The sequence below is a fragment of the Sphingomonas mesophila genome (assembly GCF_003499275.1).
In the GTDB taxonomy this organism is placed as follows: domain Bacteria; phylum Pseudomonadota; class Alphaproteobacteria; order Sphingomonadales; family Sphingomonadaceae; genus Sphingomicrobium; species Sphingomicrobium mesophilum.
Map to the genome: position 1 here is coordinate 706,460 of NZ_QWDF01000001.1, position 19,191 is coordinate 725,650.

Genomic DNA, 19,191 nt, shown 5'->3' on the forward strand with positions numbered 1-19,191 from the left:
CAACGGGCGACGCTAACACGGATCAGGAATTTGCCTAGGCGAATTTCACCGGGCGAGCCATTTTGCCGCCGACGCCCGGCGGTGCGGGCAGCCGGGCCAGCAGCAGGGGCGGCGCTTGCCGTCGCGGACCTCCGCCTGGAGCCGGGCGAGGTGGGCGTCGCGGGTGTCCTGCTTCTTGGGCGAGATCGTCCAGCAGATCCACTCGTTGCGGCCGAGATCGGTAAGCGAATCCCATTTGGCGCGGAGCTCGGAGTCGCGGTCGAGGATTGCGGCGAGTTCGTCGGGGAGGGGGTGGCGGAAGTCGGGGGACGCCGCCACGGCCATCACGCGGCCCGGCGCAGTTCCAGCTCGAGCCGGTCCCAGATCTCGGCGAGGGCGCCGGTCAGTTCGTCCATCATCGCCTCGCTGTGCTTCGGGCCGGGCGTGAAGCGCAGGCGCTCGGTGCCGCGGGGGACGGTCGGGAAGTTGATCGGCTGGACGTAGAGGCCGTATTCGGCGAGCAAGATGTCGCTGATGCGCTTGGCCTTGACCGGGCAGCCGACGAGCAGCGGCACGATGTGCGTTTCGCTGTCCATCAGCGGCAGGCCGGCGGCGGCGAATTTGGACTTAAGCGCGGCGGCGGCGGATTGCTGGGCGTCGCGCTCCTCGCTCGACACCTTGAGGTGGCGGACGCTGGCGAGCGCCCCGGCGACCAGCACCGGCGACAGGCTGGTGGTGAAGATGAAGCCCGGCGCGTAGCTTCGGATGCAGTCGATGATCGCGCGGTCGGCGGCGACATAGCCGCCCATGATCCCGAACGCCTTGCCGAGCGTGCCCTCGATGATGGTGACCCGGTCGGCGATTCCGTCGCGCTCGGAGATGCCGCCGCCGTGCGCGCCGTACATGCCGACCGCGTGGACCTCGTCGAGATAGGTCAGCGCGCCGTACTTGTCGGCGAGGTCGCAGATCGCGGCGATCGGGGCGACGTCGCCGTCCATCGAATAGACGCTTTCGAAGGCGATGAGCTTGGGCGCCTCGGCGGGGAGTTCGAGCAGCAATTGCTCGAGATGGTCGAGATCGTTGTGGCGGAACACGCGCTTGTCGCAGCCCGAGCTCTTGATGCCGGCGATCATCGACGCGTGGTTGAGCTCGTCCGAGAGGATGACGCAGCCGGGGAGCAGCTTGCCGAGAGTCGACAGCGCGGCCTCGTTGGAGACGTAGCCGGAGGTGAACAGCAGCGCGCCCTGCTTGCCGTGGAGCGAGGCGAGCTCGTCCTCGAGCTGGACGTGGAGGTGGGTGTTGCCGCCGATGTTGCGGGTGCCGCCCGAGCCGGCGCCGACCTCGTGGAGCGCGGTCTCCATCGCTTCGATGACCGCGAGGTGCTGGCCCATGCAGAGATAGTCGTTGGAGCACCAGACGGTGATCGGCTTGGGGCCGTTGTGGCCGTGAAAGCATTGCGCGTTGGGGTAATTGCCCTTGGTGCGCAGAATATCGATGAAGACCCGGTAGCGGCCCTCATGGTGCAGGCGATCGATCGCCGCCCGAAAGATGCTGTCGTAATCCACTGTGTCGCTCTCTGGCGCGCCTTTATCGCGGGCGGGACGCGAAGGCCAGAGCGAACGACTCGCAACAGCGCGGCTAGAGCGTTGCGACGCGCGAGAGGCCGAAGCGGGCGAGGGCGGGGAAGAGGGCCGGATCGGGCTCGGCGGTGAAGACCGCCTGGCCGCTCGGGCGCTCGGGCCAGGGCTGGCCGCGGGTCAGGTGGGCGATGCGACGGGCGATCCCGGCGGCGCCGTCGACCTGGCGGACGCCCGGCGCGGCGGCCGCGAGTTCGTCGGCGAGCAACGGGAAATGGGTGCAGGCGAGGACCATCACGTCCATTCCGGGCGCGGCGTCGAGCAGCGGGGCGATGGCTGCGGCGATGGCGGCCGGATCGGGGGCGCGGCCGCGCAGCTTGGCCTCGGCGAGTTCGACCAGCGCGGCACTGCCGTGGCGGACGACGGTGCAGTCGGCGGCGAAGCGGGCGGCAAGGTCGTCGACATAGGGCTGGCGGACGGTCGCCTCGGTACCGAGCACGCCGATCACCCGGCTGCGCGACAGCTCGGCCGCGGGCTTGATCGCCGGGACGGTGCCGACGACCGGGATGGCGAGCGCGGCGCGGGCGTGGTCGAGCGCGATGGTCGAGGCGGTGTTGCAGGCAATGACGACGAGCCGCGGGGCGAAGCGCTCGACTAGGCGGGTGAGCAGGACTGGGACGTGGGCCGCGAGCTTGGCTTCGCTTTTGGTGCCATAAGGGTAGGCGGCACTGTCGGGGGCGTAGACGATCGGCGCGTTGGGGATGAGGGCGCGGGTGGGCCCGAGCACGCTGAGGCCGCCGACCCCGGAATCGAAGAACAGGAGGGGGGCGTCGGGGTTCATTCGATCGTCATTGCGAGGAGCGCAGCGACGAAGCAATCCAGATTGCGTACCTAGCTGGATTGCTTCGCTCCGCTCGCAATGACGAAGTTGCCCGCCGCAATTGCTGTGCTAGCAAGTGGCGATGACACTGGACGCCGCTCTTGCCCTTGTCCTCGGCTATCTGCTCGGATCGATCCCGTTCGGGTTGGTGCTGGCGCGGCTGGGGGGCAAGGGCGACATTCGCGACATCGGGTCGGGCAATATCGGCGCGACCAATGTGCTCCGTACCGGCTCGCGGACGCTCGCGGCGGGGACGCTTTTGCTCGACATCGCCAAGGGCGCGGCGGCGGTGTGGATCGCCGAGGCGCTGTGGCCCGGAACGGCGCGGTTTGCGGCGGCGGGGGCGCTGATCGGGCACATGTTTCCAGTTTGGCTCAAGTTTCGCGGCGGCAAGGGCGTGGCGACCTATCTCGGTGTGCTGATCGGACTGGTACCGATTGCCGGGCTGGTGTTCGCACTGGTGTGGATCGGCCTGCTGGTAGCGGCGCGGATCTCGTCGCTGGCGGGGATGGCGGCTGCGGCGAGCGCTCCGGTGACCGCGCTGGTGCTCGGCGAGCGGCAATTGGCGGCGATGCTGCTGGCGTTCACGCTGCTGGTGATCTGGCGGCACCGCGAGAATATCGCGCGGCTGATGCGCGGAACCGAGCCGCGAGTCGGAGCGAAGGCGGCTTGAACGCCGACCTGCTGGCGCGGTTGAGGCTGGTCCGGTCGCAGGGCATCGGGCCGATCACCTTTCGCCAATTGCTGATGCGGTTCGGGAGCGCCGAGGCGGCGCTGGCGGCAGTGCCGGACCTTGCGGCGCGGGGCGGGGGGCGACCACCGGTGCTGTATAGCGCGCGGGAGGCGGAGGCCGAGGTGGCTGCGGTCGAAGCGTTCGGGGCTAAGTTCCTGTCGGTCGGGCAGGGGCTGTATCCGCGTGCGCTGGCCGAACTCGACAGCGCGCCGCCGGTGCTGATCGTCAAGGGCGACCAGCGCCTGCTCGAGCGGACGATGGTGGGCATGGTCGGGGCGAGGAACGCCAGCGCCGCTGCCTGCCGCTTCGCGCGCGGGCTGGCGACGGAGCTGGGGCGCGAGGGCATCGTCGTCGTCTCCGGCCTGGCGCGGGGGATCGATACGGCGGCGCATGACGGGGCGATGGACAGCGGAACGGTGGGCTGCGCGGCGGGCGGGGTCGACATCTTCTACCCGCCCGAGAACCGCGAACGGCAACAGCGCATGTCCGAGACCGGGCTGGTGGTCAGCGAGCGGCGGCTCGGCCACGAGCCGCGCGCCAAGGACTTCCCGCGCCGCAACCGGATCATTGCCGGGCTGGGCCAGGCGTGCGTGGTGATCGAGGCGGCACCGCGCTCTGGATCGCTGATCACGGCGCGCATGGCGGCCGAGGCGGGGCGCGAGGTGATGGCCGTGCCGGGCTCGCCGCTCGATCCGAGAGCGCAGGGCTGCAACCAGCTGATCCGCGACGGCGCGACGCTGGTGCAGAGCGCCGCCGACGTGATGGAGGAACTTCGGCCGGCGGGGCATTTCGCCAGCCCGGGCGAGCCGTTCGCGGCCGGCGAGCCGGCGCCGGTCGATGCGTCGGCGGACGTGCGTTGCCGGGTGATCGAGCTGCTCGGCCCGAGCCCGGCGCCGGTCGACGAGATCGTCCGGCTATCGGGCGCGTCGCCGGGCGAGGTGCAGCTGGTGCTGCTTGAGCTCGACCTCGGCGGCCGGCTCGACCGCCACGCCGGGGGAAAGGTCAGCCTGACCGCTTGACGGCCGCGAAAGCGCCGCTCGACACTCGCGCGTACATGTGAGGGGACTTAAGTGAAGCTGGTCGTCGTCGAATCGCCCGCCAAGGCGAAAACCATCGAGAAGTATCTGGGCCCGGGCCACCGCGTGCTGGCGAGCTATGGCCACGTCCGCGATCTTCCGCCCAAGGACGGGTCGGTCAATCCGGACGACCGCTTCGCGATGGATTGGGAGACCTACCCCGACAAGGCCAAGCAATTGAAGGCGATCGCCGACGAGGCGAAGAAGGCGGATACGCTGATCCTGGCGACCGACCCCGACCGCGAGGGCGAGGCGATCAGCTGGCATGTTCAGGAAGTGCTGCGCAAGAAGAAGCTGCTCCCCGCCGACGTCCAGCGGGTGACGTTCAACGCCATCACCAAGTCGGCGGTGACCGAGGCGATGGGCCGGCCGCGCGAACTGGATGGCGACCTCATCGACGCCTACAAGGCGCGGCGCGCGCTAGATTATCTGGTGGGCTTTACCTTGTCGCCGATCCTGTGGCGCAAGCTGCCCGGCGCCAAGTCCGCGGGGCGGGTGCAGTCGGTCGCGCTGAGGATTATCGTCGACCGCGAGCGCGAGATCGAGCTGTTCCGGGCGCAGGAATATTGGCAGGTCGCGGCGACGTTCGAGGCCGACGGGACGCCGTTCACCGCCCGGCTGGTCGAGCTCGACGGGAAAAAGATCGAGCGGCTGACGATCGGCGACAGCGGCTCCGCGCAAGCGGCTCGGAAGGTGATCGAGGACGGCCGCTACGCGGTCGCGACGGTCGAGACCAAGCCGCTGTCGAAGAACCCGCCGCCGCCGTTCACCACCTCGACCCTGCAGCAGGAAGCGGCGCGCAAGCTCGGTTTCTCGGCCAGCCACACGATGCGGCTCGCCCAGTCGCTCTACGAGGACGGGCTGATCACCTATATGCGCACCGACGGCGTGCAGATGGCGGGCGAGGCGGTGAGCGCGGCGCGCAAGGCGGTCGCCGATCGCTATGACGCCGGCTATCTGCCCGACAAGCCGCGCCACTACACCAGCAAGGCCAAGAATGCGCAGGAAGCGCACGAGGCGATCCGGCCGACCGATTTCCGCAAGGACCGCGCCGGATCGGGCGATCATGGCCGGCTGTACAGCCTGATCTACAATCGCGCGCTGGCGAGCCAGATGGCCTCGGCCCGGCTCGAGCGGACGACGGTCGAATTGAGCGACGGGGCGGGGCGTTCGAGGCTTCGGGCGACCGGCCAGGTGGTGCTGTTCCCCGGTTTCATGGCGCTCTACGACGAGGGCCGCGACGACCAGAGTGACGAGGACGGCGGGCGGATGCCGCAGCTTCGCGAAGGGGATGCGCCGGCCAAGACCGGGGTCGAGGCGACCCAGCATTTCACCCAGCCTCCGCCGCGCTTTTCCGAAGCGTCACTGGTCAAGCGGCTGGAGGAGCTCGGCATCGGCCGGCCGTCGACCTATGCCGCGACCCTGCAGACGCTCAAGGACCGCGAATATGTGCGGCTCGAGAAGAACCGCTTCATCCCCGAGGAGAGCGGGCGGCTGGTGACGGCGTTCCTCGAGCGCTTCTTCGAGCGCTATGTGAATTACGATTACACCGCGGGGCTCGAGGACGAGCTTGACGACGTCAGCGGCGGTCGGATGGGCTGGGTGCAATTGCTCGACAGCTTCTGGCGCGACTTCAAGCCCAAGGCGGGCGAGGTGATGGAGCAGAAGCCGTCGGAAGTGACGGCGGCGCTCGACGAGTTTCTGTCGCCCTATCTGTTCCCGGAAAAGGACGGCGGCGGCGACCCGCGGACATGCCCGCTGTGCGGGACCGGGCGACTGGCGCTGCGCGGCGGCAAGTTCGGCGCGTTCGTCGCCTGCTCCAACTATCCCGAGTGCAAGTTCACGCGGCGCTTCGGCCAGGGCGACGAGGCCGGTGCGAGCGAGGGGCCGAGCGAGATCGGCGACGGCATCGAGCTCAAGACCGGCCGCTTCGGCCCCTATCTTGAGCGCAACGGCAAGCGCGCCTCGCTGCCCAAGGACGTGCCGCAAAGCGAGCTGACGATCGAGCTGGCCGAAGCGCTGCTTGCGCTGCCGCGGACGATCGGCACTCATCCCGAGAGCGGACAGCCGATCACCGCCTCGATCGGCAAATATGGGCCGTATCTGCTGCACGACGGCAAATATGCCCGGCTGCAGTCGACTGCCGAAGTGCTCGAGACGGGCATGAACGCGGCGGTGACCAAGCTCGCCGAAGCCGCACAGGGCGGGGCCCGGCGCGGGGCGGCGCGCGAGCCGCTGGCGGTGCTCGGCGCGCATCCGGAAAGCGGCAAGGAGCTGAAGGTGATGGAAGGGCGCTTTGGGCCCTATGTCACCGACGGCACGACCTATGCCACGCTGCCCAAGAGCGCCGACCCGAAGGCGGTGACGCTGGACGAGGGCATCGCGCTGATCGACGCCAAGGCGGCCAAGGGTCCGGTCAAAAAGGGTGGGCGGCGCAAGGCTCCGACGAAGAAGGCCAAGGCGAAGTAGGAGGCTAGAGGACGATCCGATCGTCCCAGAACTGCGCGAGGAAATGGAGGATGAGGAGGGTGATCACCACCAGGTGAAGCAGCTTGCGGCGTGGGGTGAGCATCAGGAGCAGCGCGGCGGCTGGAGCAGCCATGACCTTGAGGAGCGGGACTGCCAGAGTGGCCATTGTGACGTCGGGCCGCATCGCGACGAAATAGACCCAGTGCGCGAAGAAGCTGGCCTGGAACAACAGGAACAGCGCCCAGATCGCGCGGGCGTTTGCCTCGTAATAAACGCCGAGATCGAGGTCGGGGGCGGGATCGTCGGGGAGGATCATCGTCGCTGCGAGGAACAGCAGGACGAACTCCACGACCAGGCTGAGCAGCAGCGGGAAGGCGAGAATGTCGGGACGGGCGTGGACCGACCAGATCTCGAACCACATGGTGAACAGGACGAGGAAGCCGAATGCCGCGGCGAGCGGCGCGCGCAGGTCCCACGCGATCGTCTCGCGGTGGCGGACCAGCTTCTGGAAGCTGATCGCGAGATCGGCCATCGCGAGGCCGACGACGATCGAGATGAGCGCCATGGCATATTCGAAGGCGTTCATGCTGCTTCGCTCGAGCAGCTTTTGCAGGCGGGATCGGCAAGCAGCCTGATCCGCCGCCACTCGAGTGCGGCGGCGTCGAACAGGTGGAGCGTGCCGCGGTCGTCGGCCATTCCGGCGAGGGCGCGGATGGCGATGAGGGCGGCGTAGGCGCCGACCGAGCCGACGGTGGCGCCGAGCACGCCAAGCTCGGCGCAATTGTCGCAATCGTCGGCGTCAAAGGCGTCGCCGACGAAGCAGCGATAGCACGGGCGGCCGGTGAAGATCGCGACCTGGCCCTGAAATTGCTGCGCGGCCGCGCTGAGCAAGGGCAGGCCGAGCGCCACCGCAGTGTCGCTGACCAGCAGCCGGGTGGCGAAATTGTCGGTGCCGTCGATGACGAGGTCGTGTTCGGCGAGCAGACCGGCGGCGTTGGCCGGATCGATCCGCTCGGCGACCGCATTGACCGCAACGTGGGGATTGCGGGCGAGCACCCAGTCGCTTGCGGGGCGCGCCTTGGCCATGCCGATCTCGGCGCTCCGGTATAGCGGTTGGCGGTGGAGGTTGGCGAGCTCGACGCGGTCGCCATCGATGATGGTCAGCGCGCCGACGCCCGCTCCGGCAAGGGCGGGGATGACCGCCGAGCCGATCCCGCCGGCGCCGACCACCGCGACACGAGCCGACTTCAGCCGCTGCTGGCCGAGCCCGCCGAACTGCGGGAGCACGAGCTGGCGCGCGTAGCGGTCGAGCTCGTCGTCGGTGAAGCTGCTCACCGCCCGGTCGATCCGAAGCCTCCATGACCGCGGTCGGTGTCGGCGAGTACGTCGACCTCGGCGAAGTCGGCGCGGGTGACGGCGGCGGGGACGAGTTGGGCGATGCGCTCGCCGCGGCGGATGGCGAACGGCTCGGCGCCGTGGTTGATCAGCAGGATCTTCAATTCGCCGCGATAGTCGCTGTCGATCGTGCCCGGCGTATTGGGCACCGAAATGCCGTGCTTGAAGGCGAGACCGGAGCGCGGGCGGACCTGGATCTCGTAGCCGTCGGGAATGGCAAGGCGAAAGCCGGTTGCGACGGCGTGGCGCTGGCCGGGCGCGAGGTCGACATCCTCGGCGGCGACGACGTCGAGCCCGGCCGCTCCGGGTGTGGCGTAGGAGGGCAAAGGCAGGCCGGCGCCGTGCGGCAGGCGGGCAATCTCGATGGCGATGGTCACTGGATCTCCTCGGCGATGCGCGCGACCAGGCGGCGCGCGACGTCGTCTTTCGATTGGTCCGGCCAGTCCTCGACCCCGGCCGCGGTGACGAGGTGCACGCGATTGCGCGCGCCGCCCATGACGTCGCCCGAGACATCGTTGGCAACGATCCAGTCGGCGCCCTTGGCGGTGCGCTTGGCGGCGGCGTTGGCGATCACGTCGTCGGTCTCGGCGGCGAAACCGACCAGCAGGCGCGGGCGGTCGGGGCTCTGGGCGAGCGTGCGCAGGATGTCGGGGTTGGGCGCGAATTCCAGGTTCGGCGGGCCGACGTCCTTCTTGAGCTTGGAGCGGGCGGCGTTAGCGACCCGCCAGTCTGCGACCGCGGCGACGAGGATCGCTGCGTCGGCGGGAAGCGCGTCGGCGACCGCCTCGGCCATCTGCTGCGCGGTCTCGACGTCGATCCGCGCGACTCCGCCGGGTGTGGGGACGGCGACCGGCCCGGCGATGAGCGTGACCCGGGCCCCGGCGCGGGCGGCGGCGGCGGCGATGGCGAAACCCTGCCGCCCGCTTGAGCGGTTGGCGATGACTCGTACGGCGTCGATCGGCTCGTGGGTCGGGCCAGCGGTGACGAGGATGTGGGTTCCGGCGAGCGGGGAGGTGACTGCTATGGCAGCAGGCTTGTCGCCGGGAACCGCTCCACCACCGCCTTCGGCAGCGCTCCCGCTCCCTGTTCCGGGGAGGAGCTGGGCGATCCGCGCCAGGATGTCGGCGGGCTCGGGCAGGCGGCCGGGGCCGTATTCGCCGCACGCCATGTCGCCTTCGTCGGGGTCGAGGACCGTGACTCCGCGCGCGCGAAGCGTTGCGACATTGGCCTGGGTGGCTGGGTGGAGCCACATGCGCACGTTCATCGCTGGAGCGACCACCACCGGCTTGTCGGTGGCGAGGAGAATGGTGGTCGCAAGGTCGTCGGCGATGCCCGCCCCCATGCGCGCGATGAGGTCAGCGGTGGCGGGGCAGACGAGCAGCAGGTCGGCGGCGCGGCTGAGCTGGATGTGGCCCATTTCGGCCTCGTCCTTCAAATCCCACAGCGAGGTGTAGACCGGGCTTTCGGCGAGCGCCGCGAGGCTCATCGGAGTGACGAAATGCGCGCCTCCGGCGGTAAGGACCGGAGTCACCGAATGGCCCGCCTTGCGCGCGAGCCGGATCAGCTCCGCGGCCTTGTAGGCGGCGATTCCACCGCCGACGATCAGCAAGATGCGGGCCATCGGCCAACCTCTGCCCAATCGCGCCCGCCAAGTCGAGCATCGTTGACGCGCGCGCCCTCGCCGTGTTGATGCGTGGGCCGGGAGTTGTGTTGACGTGATCGATCATTATCGCACCCTCGGCGTGGCGGCGACGGCCGACGAGGCGATCATCCGGGCGGTCTATGTCGCGCTGATGAAGCGCGTCCACCCGGACCGCAATTCCTCGCCCGAGATGCTGCGCGAGGCGCAGGCGATCAACGAGGCCTATGCGGTGCTGAGCGACCCCAAGCGCCGCGCCGACTATGACGAGGAGCGCGCCCGGCTCCAACCGTGGGACCGTTCCACCGTGCTCGCCGCGCCGCCGCGCCGGATCGGCCTCAGCGGCGTGCTGGTCAGCCTGACCGCGCTCGGCGGGGCGATCGCATTGGCGTGGTGGTGGCCGCAATTGAGCCCGGCGCAGCGCGGCGACGTGCCGCTGCCGATGGCCTCGACCCCTGCGCGCTGCGCGGCTTTGTCCGATCCCGAGCGGGTGCGCGAGGCGCTGATCGTCCGGCTTGACCAGAGCGGCGCGCTCGACCGCGCGGCGGCGGGCGCGCTCACCGCGGCGAGGTTCGACCTCGGCCCGGCGACCGATGCGCGCGACCTCGCCGCGCCGGGCGAGGTGGCGTGCATCGCCCCGCTCAGGATCACGCTCCCCGCTGCCTTCCGCACCGCAAGCGGGGACGGCACGATCCTCAGCGAGTTGCAGTTCTCGGTGTCGCGCACCGCTCCGCAAAGCGGAGTGGAGGTCGACCCCGATGCCCGGCTGATCGCGGCGCTCGGCGCGATCCGCCACCAGGCGGCGCTGCCGGCGGTGGTCAACCCGATGCTCGAGCAGGACGTCGCAGCAGCAGAGACGCCGCCGCCGGCTCCGGTGCTAGCGCCGCCGCCGAACGTCCGCACGGCCACCGCGCCGGTTCAGCGTCCGGCACCCAAGGTTTCCCCGCCGCCCCAGCGCAGCGTCGAGCGGCGGCCCCCGCCGGCGCAGACTCTCGCACCTGCCCTGGCACGTACGGCGCGCAGCGGGGAAGGGCTTGGCGGGGTCGATCGCCACACGATGGGCTTTTACGAGCAGTCGCTGCGCAACGCTGCCGGGGAGAAACGCGGCCGGCTGATGCGCTCGCACACCGCGTTTGCGTCGCGGCTGGCGGCGTGCGGTAGCGACCAGTGCCGCCGCGAGGCCTATCTCAAGCGCAACGTCGAAATCAGCAAGATCATGATCGGCCAGTGAGCGCCTAGAACAGGCGGATGATTGCGACGGTCGCGGCCGCGCCGGCCCCTGCAGCGAGCAGCGCGGTGAGCGCGTAGCCGAGGCCGCGGCGCGGCTGGATGACGGCGATGTTGGCAAGCGGCGGCGGCGGCGGGGCGGCACCTGGCTCGGGATATTGGGCGTCGATCTTGTCGACCAGATGGGGGATCTTCTTGAATGCCCGCACCGCGGCAACGATCCGATCGGCGTAATAGGCTTCGGGGCCGAGCTCGCCGCGGATCCATTCCTTGAGGAACGGCTCGGCCGCTTCCCACATGTTGATGTCGGGATCGAGATAGGTCGCGACCCCTTCTTCCATCACCATCGTTTTCTGCAACAGCAGGAGATGGGGCTGGGTCTGCATGTCGAAATCGCGGGTGATGGCGAACAGATTGTCGAGCATCCGGCCGATCGAGATGTCCTTGACCGGGAGGCCGCGGATCGGCTCGCCGACCGCGCGCAGGGCGGTGGCAAATTCGGCGACGTCGTGGTGACCCGGCACGTACTGCGCCTCGAAGTGGATTTCGGCGACCCGCCGGTAGTTGCCGGTGATGAGGCCGTAGAGAATTTCGGCGAGCCACATCCGCGCCTGGCGGTTGATCCGTCCCATGATCCCGAAATCGATCGCGGCGAGGCGGCCATCGGGGAGCACGAACAGATTGCCCTGGTGGAGATCGGCGTGGAAAAAGCCGTCGATCACCGCCTGGCGCAGGAAGGCGCGAATGAGGATCGCGGCGATGGCGCGCGGATCGTGGCCGGCGGCGATCAATTCGTCGCGGCGCGAGAGCTTGATCCCGTCGAGCCATTCGAGGGTCAGCACCCGCCGAGCGGTTCGGCGCCAGTCGATCTCGGGCACGTAGAAGCCCGGTTCGGCGATCATATTCTGCTTGAGTTCGGACGCCGAGGCAGCCTCGCGGGTAAGGTCGAGCTCACGCCGCACCCATTGTTTGAAATAGGCGACGACGAGGCGCGGGCGGAGCCGTTCGGCCTCGCCGCCGAGCAGTTCGACATGGGCGGCGGCCCATTCGTAGGTTTCGACCGCCCGGGCGAACTCCTCCTCGACCCCGGGGCGGAGGACCTTGATCGCGACCTCGCGGCCCTCGGTGGTCACGGCGCGGTGGACCTGGGCGATCGACGCGGCGCCGACCGGCTCGGGATCGATCGAGGTAAAATATTGCTCGACCGGGCCGCCGAGCTCGGCCTCGATCGCCGGCTTGATCCGGGCGAAGGGCTCGGGCGGGAGGTCGTCCTGAAGCTGGAGGAGGTTGGCCGCGGCGACCGGGCCGACAAGGTCGGGACGCGTGGCGAGCGCCTGGCCCAGCTTGATCGCGGCGGGGCCGATCTCCTGAAGCGCGGCGGCATAGTCGACCTCGGCCGGCGGGCGCGTACCGAAGCGCGCGACGCGGCACAGCCGGCGCACGTTCGGCGGGGTGAGGGGATCGGCCTCGATCCCCTGGAGGGCGCCGTGGCGGGCCAGCGTCCGCCCCCACTTGAGCAGGCGGTAAAGGTGCGTCGCAGCGGTGGTCACAGTTTCCAGCCGCTCCAGATCGCGACCGCGCCGCCGAGGATTGGTTCGACCTTGGCCTGCGCGAAGCCGGCCTCGCCGATCATTGTCCGGAACGCTTCGGGGCGCGGAAAGCGGCGGATCGATTCGACCAGGTAGCGATAGCTGTCCTCGTCGCCTGTCACCGCCTTGCCGAGACGGGGGATGACCTGCGCGCTCAGCCGTTCGTAGGCGGTGGCGAAGCCCGGCCATTCGCTGGTCGAGAATTCGAGTACAAACAGGCGGCCGCCACGCTTCAACACGCGATGGGCTTCGCGGAGCGCGGCGGGGATGTCGGTCACGTTCCTGATGCCGAAGGCCATGGTATAGGCGTCGAAGCTCTTGTCGGGAAAGGTCAGCGCCTCGGCGTTCTGGGTCGACCAGCTGAGCCCGTCGATGGCGCGCTGCTCGGCGCGCTCCATGCCGACGGCGAGCATGTCGGGATTGATGTCGGCGACGGTGACCAGCGCGCCGCGGCGGGCGAGGCGAAAGGCGATGTCGCCGGTGCCCCCGGCCATGTCGAGCATGGTCTCGCCCGAGCGCGGCTTCACGCGCTCGACGAAGCGGTCCTTCCAGCCGCGGTGAAGGCCGCCGCTCATCAAATCGTTCATCAGGTCATATTTGCGCGCGACCGAGGAGAAGACCGCGCCGACGCGCCGGGTCTTTTCCTCGGGCGTGACCCGCTCGTCGCCGAAATTGACCGTCTCGCTCATGGGGCGTGGCTCTAGCGGGCCGCGGCGGCGCGCGCCATATGCCCCCAATGCCGGAACTGCCCGAAGTCGAGACCACCGTACGCGGGCTGGAAAAGGTGCTCCAGGGCCGCCGGCTCGAACGGGTCGAGCCGCGCCGCGCCGATTTACGCCGGGCGATCCCGCAGGATCTCGGGCAGCGGCTGACCGGGGCGCGGGTGACCGCGCTTGGGCGGCGGGCCAAATATGGGCTCATCGGCACCGATCGCGGCGACACTTTGGTGTTCCACCTTGGTATGTCGGGGCGGTGGCGAATCGATCCCGACGAGATCGGCAAGCACGATCATCTGCTTATCGAGACCGACGAGGGCCGGGTGCTGGCGCTGAACGACGCGCGCCGCTTCGGCTCGCTCGACCTGGTGCCGACCGGCGAACTGGCCGAGTGGCCGGGATTCGCCGGGCTGGGGCCGGAACCGCTCGGCGGGACGATCGACGGGCTGTGGTTGAGGAAGCGGCTCGAGGGGCGAAGCGCGGCCATCAAGCTCATGCTGCTCGACCAGCGGATCGTCGCCGGGCTGGGCAACATCTATGTTTGCGAAGCGCTGTTCCGGGCGCGGATCGACCCGCGCAAGGCGGCCGGCAGGGTCGGACGGCCCAAGCTCGACGCGTTGGCAGGCGCCATCCCGGCAGTACTCGAGGACGCCATCCGGGCGGGCGGGTCGAGCCTGCGCGACTTTGCCGCGCCGGACGGCGAGCTGGGCTATTTCTCCAAGACGTTCGACGTCTATGGCCGCGAGGGCGAGCCGTGCCGCGGCGGCTGCGGCGGGGTGGTCCGGCGGATCGTCCAGGGCGGCCGCTCCACCTTCTATTGCCCGCGCTGCCAGCGCTAGCGCCCAAGGTTGACGACGCAAGGGGCTTCTTATAGGGGAACGCCACGCCGGCGCGGCCCCTCGGGAGTTCGCGCCGCTCTTCTTTTGACCGACAGATTTGGGACGAGACATCCATGGCGAACACGCCGCAAGCCAAGAAGCGAATCCGCCGCAACGCCAAGCGGGCGACCATCAACGGCGCTCGCGTCAGCCGCATCCGCACCTACATCAAGGCGGTCGAAGCGGCGCTTGAGGCCGGCGACAAGACTGTTGCCGCCGAAGCGCTCAAGAAGGCGCAGCCGGAGCTGGCGCGCGGAGTCGCTCGCGGGGTGGTCCACAAGAATACTGCGTCGCGCAAATATTCGCGCCTGACCAAGCGAGTAGCAGCGCTCGGCTAGGCCGATTGGAGCGAGGGCCGGTTAATCTGGTCCCGCATTGAAACGGGCCCCGTGGAGCGATCCGCGGGGCCCGTTCGATTCGCCCTCCCAAAAAGCGAGCAATTCCCGCGATTCGCGAAGCGGGCTGATTTTTGTTGAGAGAGGAATCGGCGGATTACTGCCGATTTAACGCGTTGCCGCCTGTTTTGGCTGTCAAGCCGGAATATTTCACTTTGATGAAAAAAAGCCGCTTGAACCCCCCGCCCCATGCTTCCAGAAATGCCGGCTTCCGCAGTGATTCTGCTGGGGGAACACCGCGAACGGAAGACGTGGGATGAAGGCATAGCGCGCGACTCGGTGGTCGCGTGCCGGGAGAGTTTTGTGTGCGTGCGCGGCCCCTGGGAAGGCCGTGGGGAGCGGGCAGGGGAGTGTCGAGAGTGAGCATTGCGGAATCCTTGTCGCTTGCCGGGCCGGACCTCATCGCCGATCGCGAAACGCCGCTTGCCGCAGCCTGGGATTCGATCCGCGCCGGACTTCGCCGCGACTGCGGGGTGCGCACGTTCGACGGCTGGCTGAAGCCTGCCGAGCTCGGCGCGTTCGATCCTGATTCGGGCGAGCTCCAGATCGCCATGCCGAGCCAGTTCATGGCCGATTGGGTGCGCAATCATTTCGGCGAGCGGCTGTCTCTGGCATGGCGCGCCGCCTTGCCGATCGTGCGCAGCGTCAGCGTCGTCGCCGCCTCCGACGCGCCGCGGCCATCGCCGCTGCTGATCCTCGAGGACATCCCCGAGGCTCCTCCGGAAAGCGTCGCGCGTCACCCGGACCAGCCCAATTTCGATTCGCGCTATCGGTTCGAGACGTTCGTCGTCGGCAAAGCCAATGAGGTCGCGGCGACCGCCGCCAAGACGCTCGCCAATGCCGAAAGCGTGAGCTTCAATCCGCTGTTCATCCACGGCGGCACCGGGCGCGGCAAGACCCATCTGCTGCACGCCATTGGCCAGGATTTCCTCGCCCGCCGGCCCGGCGCCCGGGTGGTGTCGATGTCGGCCGAAAAGTTCATGGTCGAGTTCGTCCGCGCACTGAAGGAGAACGACACGATCGGCTTCAAGAGCCGGCTGCGCTCGGCCGATTTGCTGCTAATCGACGACGTCCAGTTCATCGCCGGCAAGGATTCCACGCAGGAGGAATTCTTCCACACGATGAACGAGATCATCACCGCCGGACGGCGGCTGGTGATCACCTCCGACCGGGCGCCGCAGGACCTCGACGGCATCGCGCCGCGGATCCTCTCGCGCCTGTCGTGGGGGCTGGTCGCCGACATCAACCCGGCCGACTACGAGCTTCGGCTCAATATTCTCGAGGCCAAGCTGGCGGTGCTGCCGGGCGTCGAGATGCCGCGCAACGTAGTCGAGTTCCTGGCCCGCCGGCTGACCAATTCGATCCGCGAGCTGGAAGGGGCGCTCAACCGCATCGCGGCCTATGCACTGATGACTGGGCGGACGATCGACCTGCCGTTCGTCGAGGAGGTGCTGGCCAACGTGCTGCGCGCCAACCAGCGGCGCATCTCGATCGACGAGATCCAGACCCAGGTCGCCGAGCATTACCGAATCCGCAAGGCCGAGATGACCAGCGCGCGGCGCGCCCGCGAGGTCGCCCGACCGCGCCAGGTGGCGATGTACCTGTCGAAGCAGCTGACACCCAAGTCGCTGCCCGACATCGGCCGCCGCTTTGGCGGTCGCGACCACACGACGGTGATTCACGCGGTCAAGCAGATCGAGCGGCTGCGCGCCGCCGACGCCGAGCTGGACGCCGACATCCGCCTGCTGACCCGCCAATTGGAGGGGTAGGCTTCGCGACGCCATGGCGCTCTCGGGCGCCGACCTCCCCCGCGCCCGATCCCGCCGGACGCGGGGGAGGACCAAGCTAGCGCCAGTCGGGTCCTTCGGGCGTCAGCCCCGCCGCCTTGAGCTGGTCGAGCAGGCCGCCGCGCCGAGCCAAGCTGTTAAGATCGATGATCGCCACCGTCGCGCCATTGTCCGCGAGCGCCCGGGAAGTCGTCGCCATGAGGTTCGGGTCGAAGCCTGACCCCGCCTGCGCCGGCCAGCAGCGCTCGTAGATCGCCTCGACCGGGCTGCGGACGGCGGCAGTGACTCGCCGTTCTGACCAAGCGCGCGAGCGTCGGCGAAGTTCGGCCGGTCCGGCCTCGGCCATGGTGATCGTCGCCGTTAGGCACGGCAGATGCTCGGCCGGCCCGGTCGCGAACAGATCGCGCACAACGGGGCTCGCGCGCATCCTGGCAATCGGCACCCGAGCGACCTTGTGGCGCTTGATCGCCTGATTGACCGCGGCTGCGGCGCTCGGCGCCATGCCGGTCCGCTTCTCCACCAAATCCGAGATCTTGAAGGCGAGGTGGAGCGGATGCATGCGGTCCCAGTCCTTTGGCGCGAGACCCTGTGCCGCCAGCCGCGCGAGGCTAGCGCTTTGCTCGGCGCCGATCATCGCCGATAGCGTGCGACCCTTGGGCAGCTTAGCCATGCGTTTCCATTTGGCCAGCCAACCGATCAGCTGGAACGGAGAGGCGGCAAGGCCGACGGTCTGGGGGAACATGACGCGCTGGGAGCGTGCAATGGTCGCCTCGAGCGCGGACCGGTTCCAATGCGTGTCGCGGGTGATGCGCTCGATCGTTCCGATCAGCACCAGGGTCGAGCCGTCGCGGCGGACTCGCCATACCGGGATGCCGGTGCGGCGCGCGGTGACGACGATTTCCTCGGCCAGCGGGGCGGTTGCAGGCAGGGGGGTTTGCGCGGCGAGCGCGGCGGCAAGCAGGATCATCGCCACCTGCTAGCCCAGCGCGCACATCGGCCCGCGGCGTTTTCGACGAACCCGAGAAAATGCCCGCCCGGAGGAGGTCCGGACGGGCATTTCGATGTCTTGGCGATCCTAGCGGCGCTGGGCCGGCGGGACCGTGATGCGGATCGTCTCGCCGCTTCGGCCGGGGAAGCCGGTGAACATCGCGCCGACGAGATTTGGCACGAGAATCCCGAGATTGCCGCTGGTCGAGCGGGCCTCGGCGCGGCCGCCGAACAGTTGCTGGTTGTCGCCGGCGCGGCGGATGTCGAGCGTCAGGAAGCTCTGGTAACGGGTGTAGGTGTTGACCCCGCCATAAGGCGAATACCAATAGGGATCGTTCCAGCCATAATAATAGGGTGAACGGCCGCCGTAATAGCCGCCGTAGCGCGAATAATAGGGCCGGCCGTAATAGCCGCGATAAAACGGATCGTACCGGCCGTTGTAGAACGGGTCGGCGTACATCGAGCGCGAGAACGGATCGCGCACCAGGACCGTTTCGCCGTCGTCGACGCCATAGTCCATGCGCACGATCATCGTCGCTGCGGTGGGGGTGGAAGCGGGCTGATAGCCCTGCGCCTGCATCGCCTGCGCGACGAGCGCGCCAAAGCGCTGGAACTCGAGACTGCCCTGCTGGGCCGGATCGGTCGGCACGACGAAGAAGGTCTGGCCCTGCGGCGCCGGCATCGCCTGATAGCGCGAAACCTGGGCCGGGAAGCCGGTCGCGCAGCCGCCGAGACCAAGCGCGCTCGCGCCGAGCAGCGCGGCGGCCGCAAATGTGTTGATACGCATGATTACCACCCTCACGGAAAACTCACCGGTTTCCTTTTACCACGGAACGCGCTGAACCGTGGATGAAGAGCGATTACAGTGACTTAGCGGAGGCCGACGGCGCGGTAGGCGGAGTCGAGAGTCGGTGCTGCGAGTGCCCGGGCGCGCTCGGCGCCGACTTCGAGGATGCGATCGATCTCGGCCGGGTCGGAGCGCAATTGCTCGAGCCGGGCGCGCAGCGGTGCGATTAGCGCGATAAGCGCGTCGGCCAGCGCCGGCTTGAATGCGCCAAAACCCTGGCCGGCGAATTCGGCGAGCACCGCCTCGACCGGGCGGTCCTGAATGGCGGCCATGATGCCGACCAGGTTGCGCGCCTCGGCCCGGCCGGCGAGCTCGGACGGGTCGGCGGGAAGCGGTGCGGGGTCGGTCCGCGCCTTGCGGATTTTCTGGGCGATCGTCTCGTCGCTGTCGGTCAGCTGAATCCGGCTCATCTCCGACGGGTCGGACTTGGACATCTTGGCCGAACCATCGCGCAGGCTCATCACCCGTGCAGCGGTTCCGCCGCCGACGAACGGCTCGGGCAAGGTGAACAGCTCGGTGTCGAAATCATTGTTGAACTTGAGCGCGATGTCGCGGGCCAGCTCGAGATGCTGCTTCTGGTCCTCGCCGACCGGCACGTGGGTGGCGTGATAGAGCAGGACGTCGGCCGCCTGGAGCACCGGATAGGTGAACAGGCCGACGCTCGAGCGCTCCTTGTTCTTGCCGCTCTTCTCCTTGAACTGGGTCATGCGCTCGAGCCAACCCATGCGCGCGGTGCCCTGAAGCACCCAGGCGAGCTCGGCATGCTCGCGCACCGCGCTCTGGCGGAACAGGATGGCGCGTGCCGGGTCGACCCCGCTGGCGATCAGCGCGGCGGCCATCTCGCGGACGTTGGCGCGCAGCTGCTCGGGATCGACTTCGACCGTCAGCGCGTGGAGATCGGCCAGGAAGAACAGGCATTCGCCGTCGTCCTGCATCCGCACCCAGCGCAGGATCGCGCCAAGCAAATTGCCGAGGTGGAGCCCGCCGGTAGGCTGAATCCCGGAGACGACGCGCATC

Annotated in this window: 19 protein-coding genes; 7 read left to right on the forward strand and 12 right to left on the reverse strand. The window is 68.8% G+C overall.

The features are described from left to right. Positions 1 to 45: 45 nt before the first annotated feature. From D0Z60_RS03695 to murI, 3 genes are all read right to left on the reverse strand, one after another. Positions 46 to 324, reverse strand: a complete 279-nt coding sequence (locus tag D0Z60_RS03695; RefSeq protein ID WP_118857003.1) for a YdeI/OmpD-associated family protein — start codon at positions 322 to 324, stop codon at positions 46 to 48. Next, on the reverse strand, positions 324 to 1,544 hold the full coding sequence (gene hemA, locus D0Z60_RS03700; protein ID WP_118857004.1) for a 5-aminolevulinate synthase: 1,221 nt from the start codon (positions 1,542 to 1,544) through the stop codon (positions 324 to 326). The genes D0Z60_RS03695 and hemA overlap by 1 nt, the downstream gene beginning before the upstream one ends. A gap of 73 nt (positions 1,545 to 1,617) precedes the next feature. After that, positions 1,618 to 2,397, reverse strand: a complete 780-nt coding sequence (murI, locus tag D0Z60_RS03705) for a glutamate racemase (protein WP_118857005.1) — start codon at positions 2,395 to 2,397, stop codon at positions 1,618 to 1,620. 121 nt (positions 2,398 to 2,518) lie between these two features. Here murI and plsY point away from each other — a divergent pair, with 121 nt between their 5' ends. Genes plsY through topA form a run of 3 tightly spaced genes read left to right on the forward strand, consistent with a single transcriptional unit; the run spans position 2,519 to position 6,714 of the window. Further along, a complete protein-coding gene (gene plsY, locus D0Z60_RS03710; protein WP_118857006.1) occupies positions 2,519 to 3,109 on the forward strand; it encodes a glycerol-3-phosphate 1-O-acyltransferase PlsY in 591 nt (196 codons plus the stop codon). After that, the gene (dprA, locus tag D0Z60_RS03715; protein WP_240325527.1) at positions 3,106 to 4,188 is read left to right on the forward strand and encodes a DNA-processing protein DprA; all 1,083 of its coding nucleotides are present in this window, start codon (positions 3,106 to 3,108) and stop codon (positions 4,186 to 4,188) included. The genes plsY and dprA overlap by 4 nt, the downstream gene beginning before the upstream one ends. 51 nt (positions 4,189 to 4,239) lie before the next feature. Continuing rightward, complete coding sequence (topA, locus tag D0Z60_RS03720; protein ID WP_118857007.1) at positions 4,240 to 6,714, forward strand: type I DNA topoisomerase; 2,475 nt, start codon at positions 4,240 to 4,242, stop codon at positions 6,712 to 6,714. Positions 6,715 to 6,718: 4 nt separating this feature from the next. On the opposite strand, the gene D0Z60_RS03725 is transcribed toward topA, so the two are convergent. Genes D0Z60_RS03725 through D0Z60_RS03740 form a run of 4 tightly spaced genes read right to left on the reverse strand, consistent with a single transcriptional unit; the run spans position 6,719 to position 9,730 of the window. Further along, positions 6,719 to 7,300, reverse strand: a complete 582-nt coding sequence (locus D0Z60_RS03725) for a hypothetical protein (RefSeq protein WP_118857008.1) — start codon at positions 7,298 to 7,300, stop codon at positions 6,719 to 6,721. Next, on the reverse strand, positions 7,297 to 8,049 hold the full coding sequence (locus D0Z60_RS03730) for a HesA/MoeB/ThiF family protein (protein ID WP_118857009.1): 753 nt from the start codon (positions 8,047 to 8,049) through the stop codon (positions 7,297 to 7,299). Before D0Z60_RS03730 ends, D0Z60_RS03725 begins: the two co-directional genes overlap by 4 nt. Further along, entirely contained in the window at positions 8,046 to 8,486 is a 441-nt protein-coding gene (gene dut, locus D0Z60_RS03735) for a dUTP diphosphatase (RefSeq protein WP_118857010.1), read from the reverse strand. The genes D0Z60_RS03730 and dut overlap by 4 nt, the downstream gene beginning before the upstream one ends. Continuing rightward, positions 8,483 to 9,730 carry a bifunctional phosphopantothenoylcysteine decarboxylase/phosphopantothenate synthase gene (locus D0Z60_RS03740; protein WP_118857011.1) on the reverse strand — a complete coding sequence of 416 codons (1,248 nt, stop codon included), beginning with the start codon at positions 9,728 to 9,730 and terminating at the stop codon, positions 8,483 to 8,485. The genes dut and D0Z60_RS03740 overlap by 4 nt, the downstream gene beginning before the upstream one ends. 94 nt (positions 9,731 to 9,824) lie before the next feature. Here D0Z60_RS03740 and D0Z60_RS03745 point away from each other — a divergent pair, with 94 nt between their 5' ends. Then, positions 9,825 to 10,979, forward strand: a complete 1,155-nt coding sequence (locus D0Z60_RS03745; RefSeq protein ID WP_118857012.1) for a J domain-containing protein — start codon at positions 9,825 to 9,827, stop codon at positions 10,977 to 10,979. 4 nt (positions 10,980 to 10,983) lie between these two features. Here D0Z60_RS03745 and ubiB read toward each other — a convergent pair whose 3' ends face one another. Together ubiB and D0Z60_RS03755 are read right to left on the reverse strand one after the other, a co-directional pair. Further along, entirely contained in the window at positions 10,984 to 12,525 is a 1,542-nt protein-coding gene (ubiB, locus tag D0Z60_RS03750) for a 2-polyprenylphenol 6-hydroxylase (RefSeq protein ID WP_118857013.1), read from the reverse strand. Further along, positions 12,522 to 13,253, reverse strand: a complete 732-nt coding sequence (locus tag D0Z60_RS03755) for a class I SAM-dependent methyltransferase (RefSeq protein WP_118857014.1) — start codon at positions 13,251 to 13,253, stop codon at positions 12,522 to 12,524. The genes ubiB and D0Z60_RS03755 overlap by 4 nt, the downstream gene beginning before the upstream one ends. Before the next feature lie 47 nt (positions 13,254 to 13,300). Here D0Z60_RS03755 and mutM point away from each other — a divergent pair, with 47 nt between their 5' ends. The 3 genes from mutM (at position 13,301) to dnaA (ending at position 16,322) form a co-directional block, all read left to right on the forward strand. After that, positions 13,301 to 14,119, forward strand: a complete 819-nt coding sequence (gene mutM / locus D0Z60_RS03760; RefSeq protein ID WP_118857015.1) for a bifunctional DNA-formamidopyrimidine glycosylase/DNA-(apurinic or apyrimidinic site) lyase — start codon at positions 13,301 to 13,303, stop codon at positions 14,117 to 14,119. Positions 14,120 to 14,232: 113 nt separating this feature from the next. Beyond that, on the forward strand, positions 14,233 to 14,496 hold the full coding sequence (gene rpsT / locus D0Z60_RS03765) for a 30S ribosomal protein S20 (protein WP_118857016.1): 264 nt from the start codon (positions 14,233 to 14,235) through the stop codon (positions 14,494 to 14,496). Between the two features lie 416 nt (positions 14,497 to 14,912). Continuing rightward, positions 14,913 to 16,322: a chromosomal replication initiator protein DnaA gene (dnaA, locus tag D0Z60_RS03770; RefSeq protein WP_118857017.1), complete on the forward strand. Its 1,410-nt coding sequence runs from the start codon at positions 14,913 to 14,915 to the stop codon at positions 16,320 to 16,322. Positions 16,323 to 16,398: 76 nt separating this feature from the next. On the opposite strand, the gene D0Z60_RS03775 is transcribed toward dnaA, so the two are convergent. The 3 genes from D0Z60_RS03775 to trpS form a co-directional block, all read right to left on the reverse strand. Further along, positions 16,399 to 17,307: a TraB/GumN family protein gene (locus D0Z60_RS03775; protein ID WP_162888063.1), complete on the reverse strand. Its 909-nt coding sequence runs from the start codon at positions 17,305 to 17,307 to the stop codon at positions 16,399 to 16,401. Between the two features lie 108 nt (positions 17,308 to 17,415). After that, on the reverse strand, positions 17,416 to 18,114 hold the full coding sequence (locus tag D0Z60_RS03780) for a DUF4136 domain-containing protein (protein WP_118857019.1): 699 nt from the start codon (positions 18,112 to 18,114) through the stop codon (positions 17,416 to 17,418). A gap of 83 nt (positions 18,115 to 18,197) precedes the next feature. Continuing rightward, a complete protein-coding gene (gene trpS, locus D0Z60_RS03785) occupies positions 18,198 to 19,190 on the reverse strand; it encodes a tryptophan--tRNA ligase (RefSeq protein ID WP_118857020.1) in 993 nt (330 codons plus the stop codon). Between the last annotated feature and the right edge of the window lies 1 nt (position 19,191).

Bases quoted from the DNA above. Each gene is read 5' to 3' on its own strand.
- D0Z60_RS03775 (WP_162888063.1), bottom strand. From the start codon at position 17,307: ATGATCCTGCTTGCCGCCGCGCTCGCCGCGCAAACCCCCCTGCCTGCA.
- D0Z60_RS03695 (WP_118857003.1), bottom strand. From the start codon at position 324: ATGGCCGTGGCGGCGTCCCCCGACTTCCGCCACCCCCTCCCCGACGAA.
- D0Z60_RS03755 (WP_118857014.1), bottom strand. From the start codon at position 13,253: ATGAGCGAGACGGTCAATTTCGGCGACGAGCGGGTCACGCCCGAGGAA.
- trpS (WP_118857020.1), bottom strand. From the start codon at position 19,190: ATGCGCGTCGTCTCCGGGATTCAGCCTACCGGCGGGCTCCACCTCGGC.
- D0Z60_RS03740 (WP_118857011.1), bottom strand. From the start codon at position 9,730: ATGGCCCGCATCTTGCTGATCGTCGGCGGTGGAATCGCCGCCTACAAG.
- murI (WP_118857005.1), bottom strand. From the start codon at position 2,397: ATGAACCCCGACGCCCCCCTCCTGTTCTTCGATTCCGGGGTCGGCGGC.
- plsY (WP_118857006.1), top strand. From the start codon at position 2,519: ATGACACTGGACGCCGCTCTTGCCCTTGTCCTCGGCTATCTGCTCGGA.
- rpsT (WP_118857016.1), top strand. From the start codon at position 14,233: ATGGCGAACACGCCGCAAGCCAAGAAGCGAATCCGCCGCAACGCCAAG.
- mutM (WP_118857015.1), top strand. From the start codon at position 13,301: ATGCCGGAACTGCCCGAAGTCGAGACCACCGTACGCGGGCTGGAAAAG.
- D0Z60_RS03725 (WP_118857008.1), bottom strand. From the start codon at position 7,300: ATGAACGCCTTCGAATATGCCATGGCGCTCATCTCGATCGTCGTCGGC.
- D0Z60_RS03780 (WP_118857019.1), bottom strand. From the start codon at position 18,114: ATGCGTATCAACACATTTGCGGCCGCCGCGCTGCTCGGCGCGAGCGCG.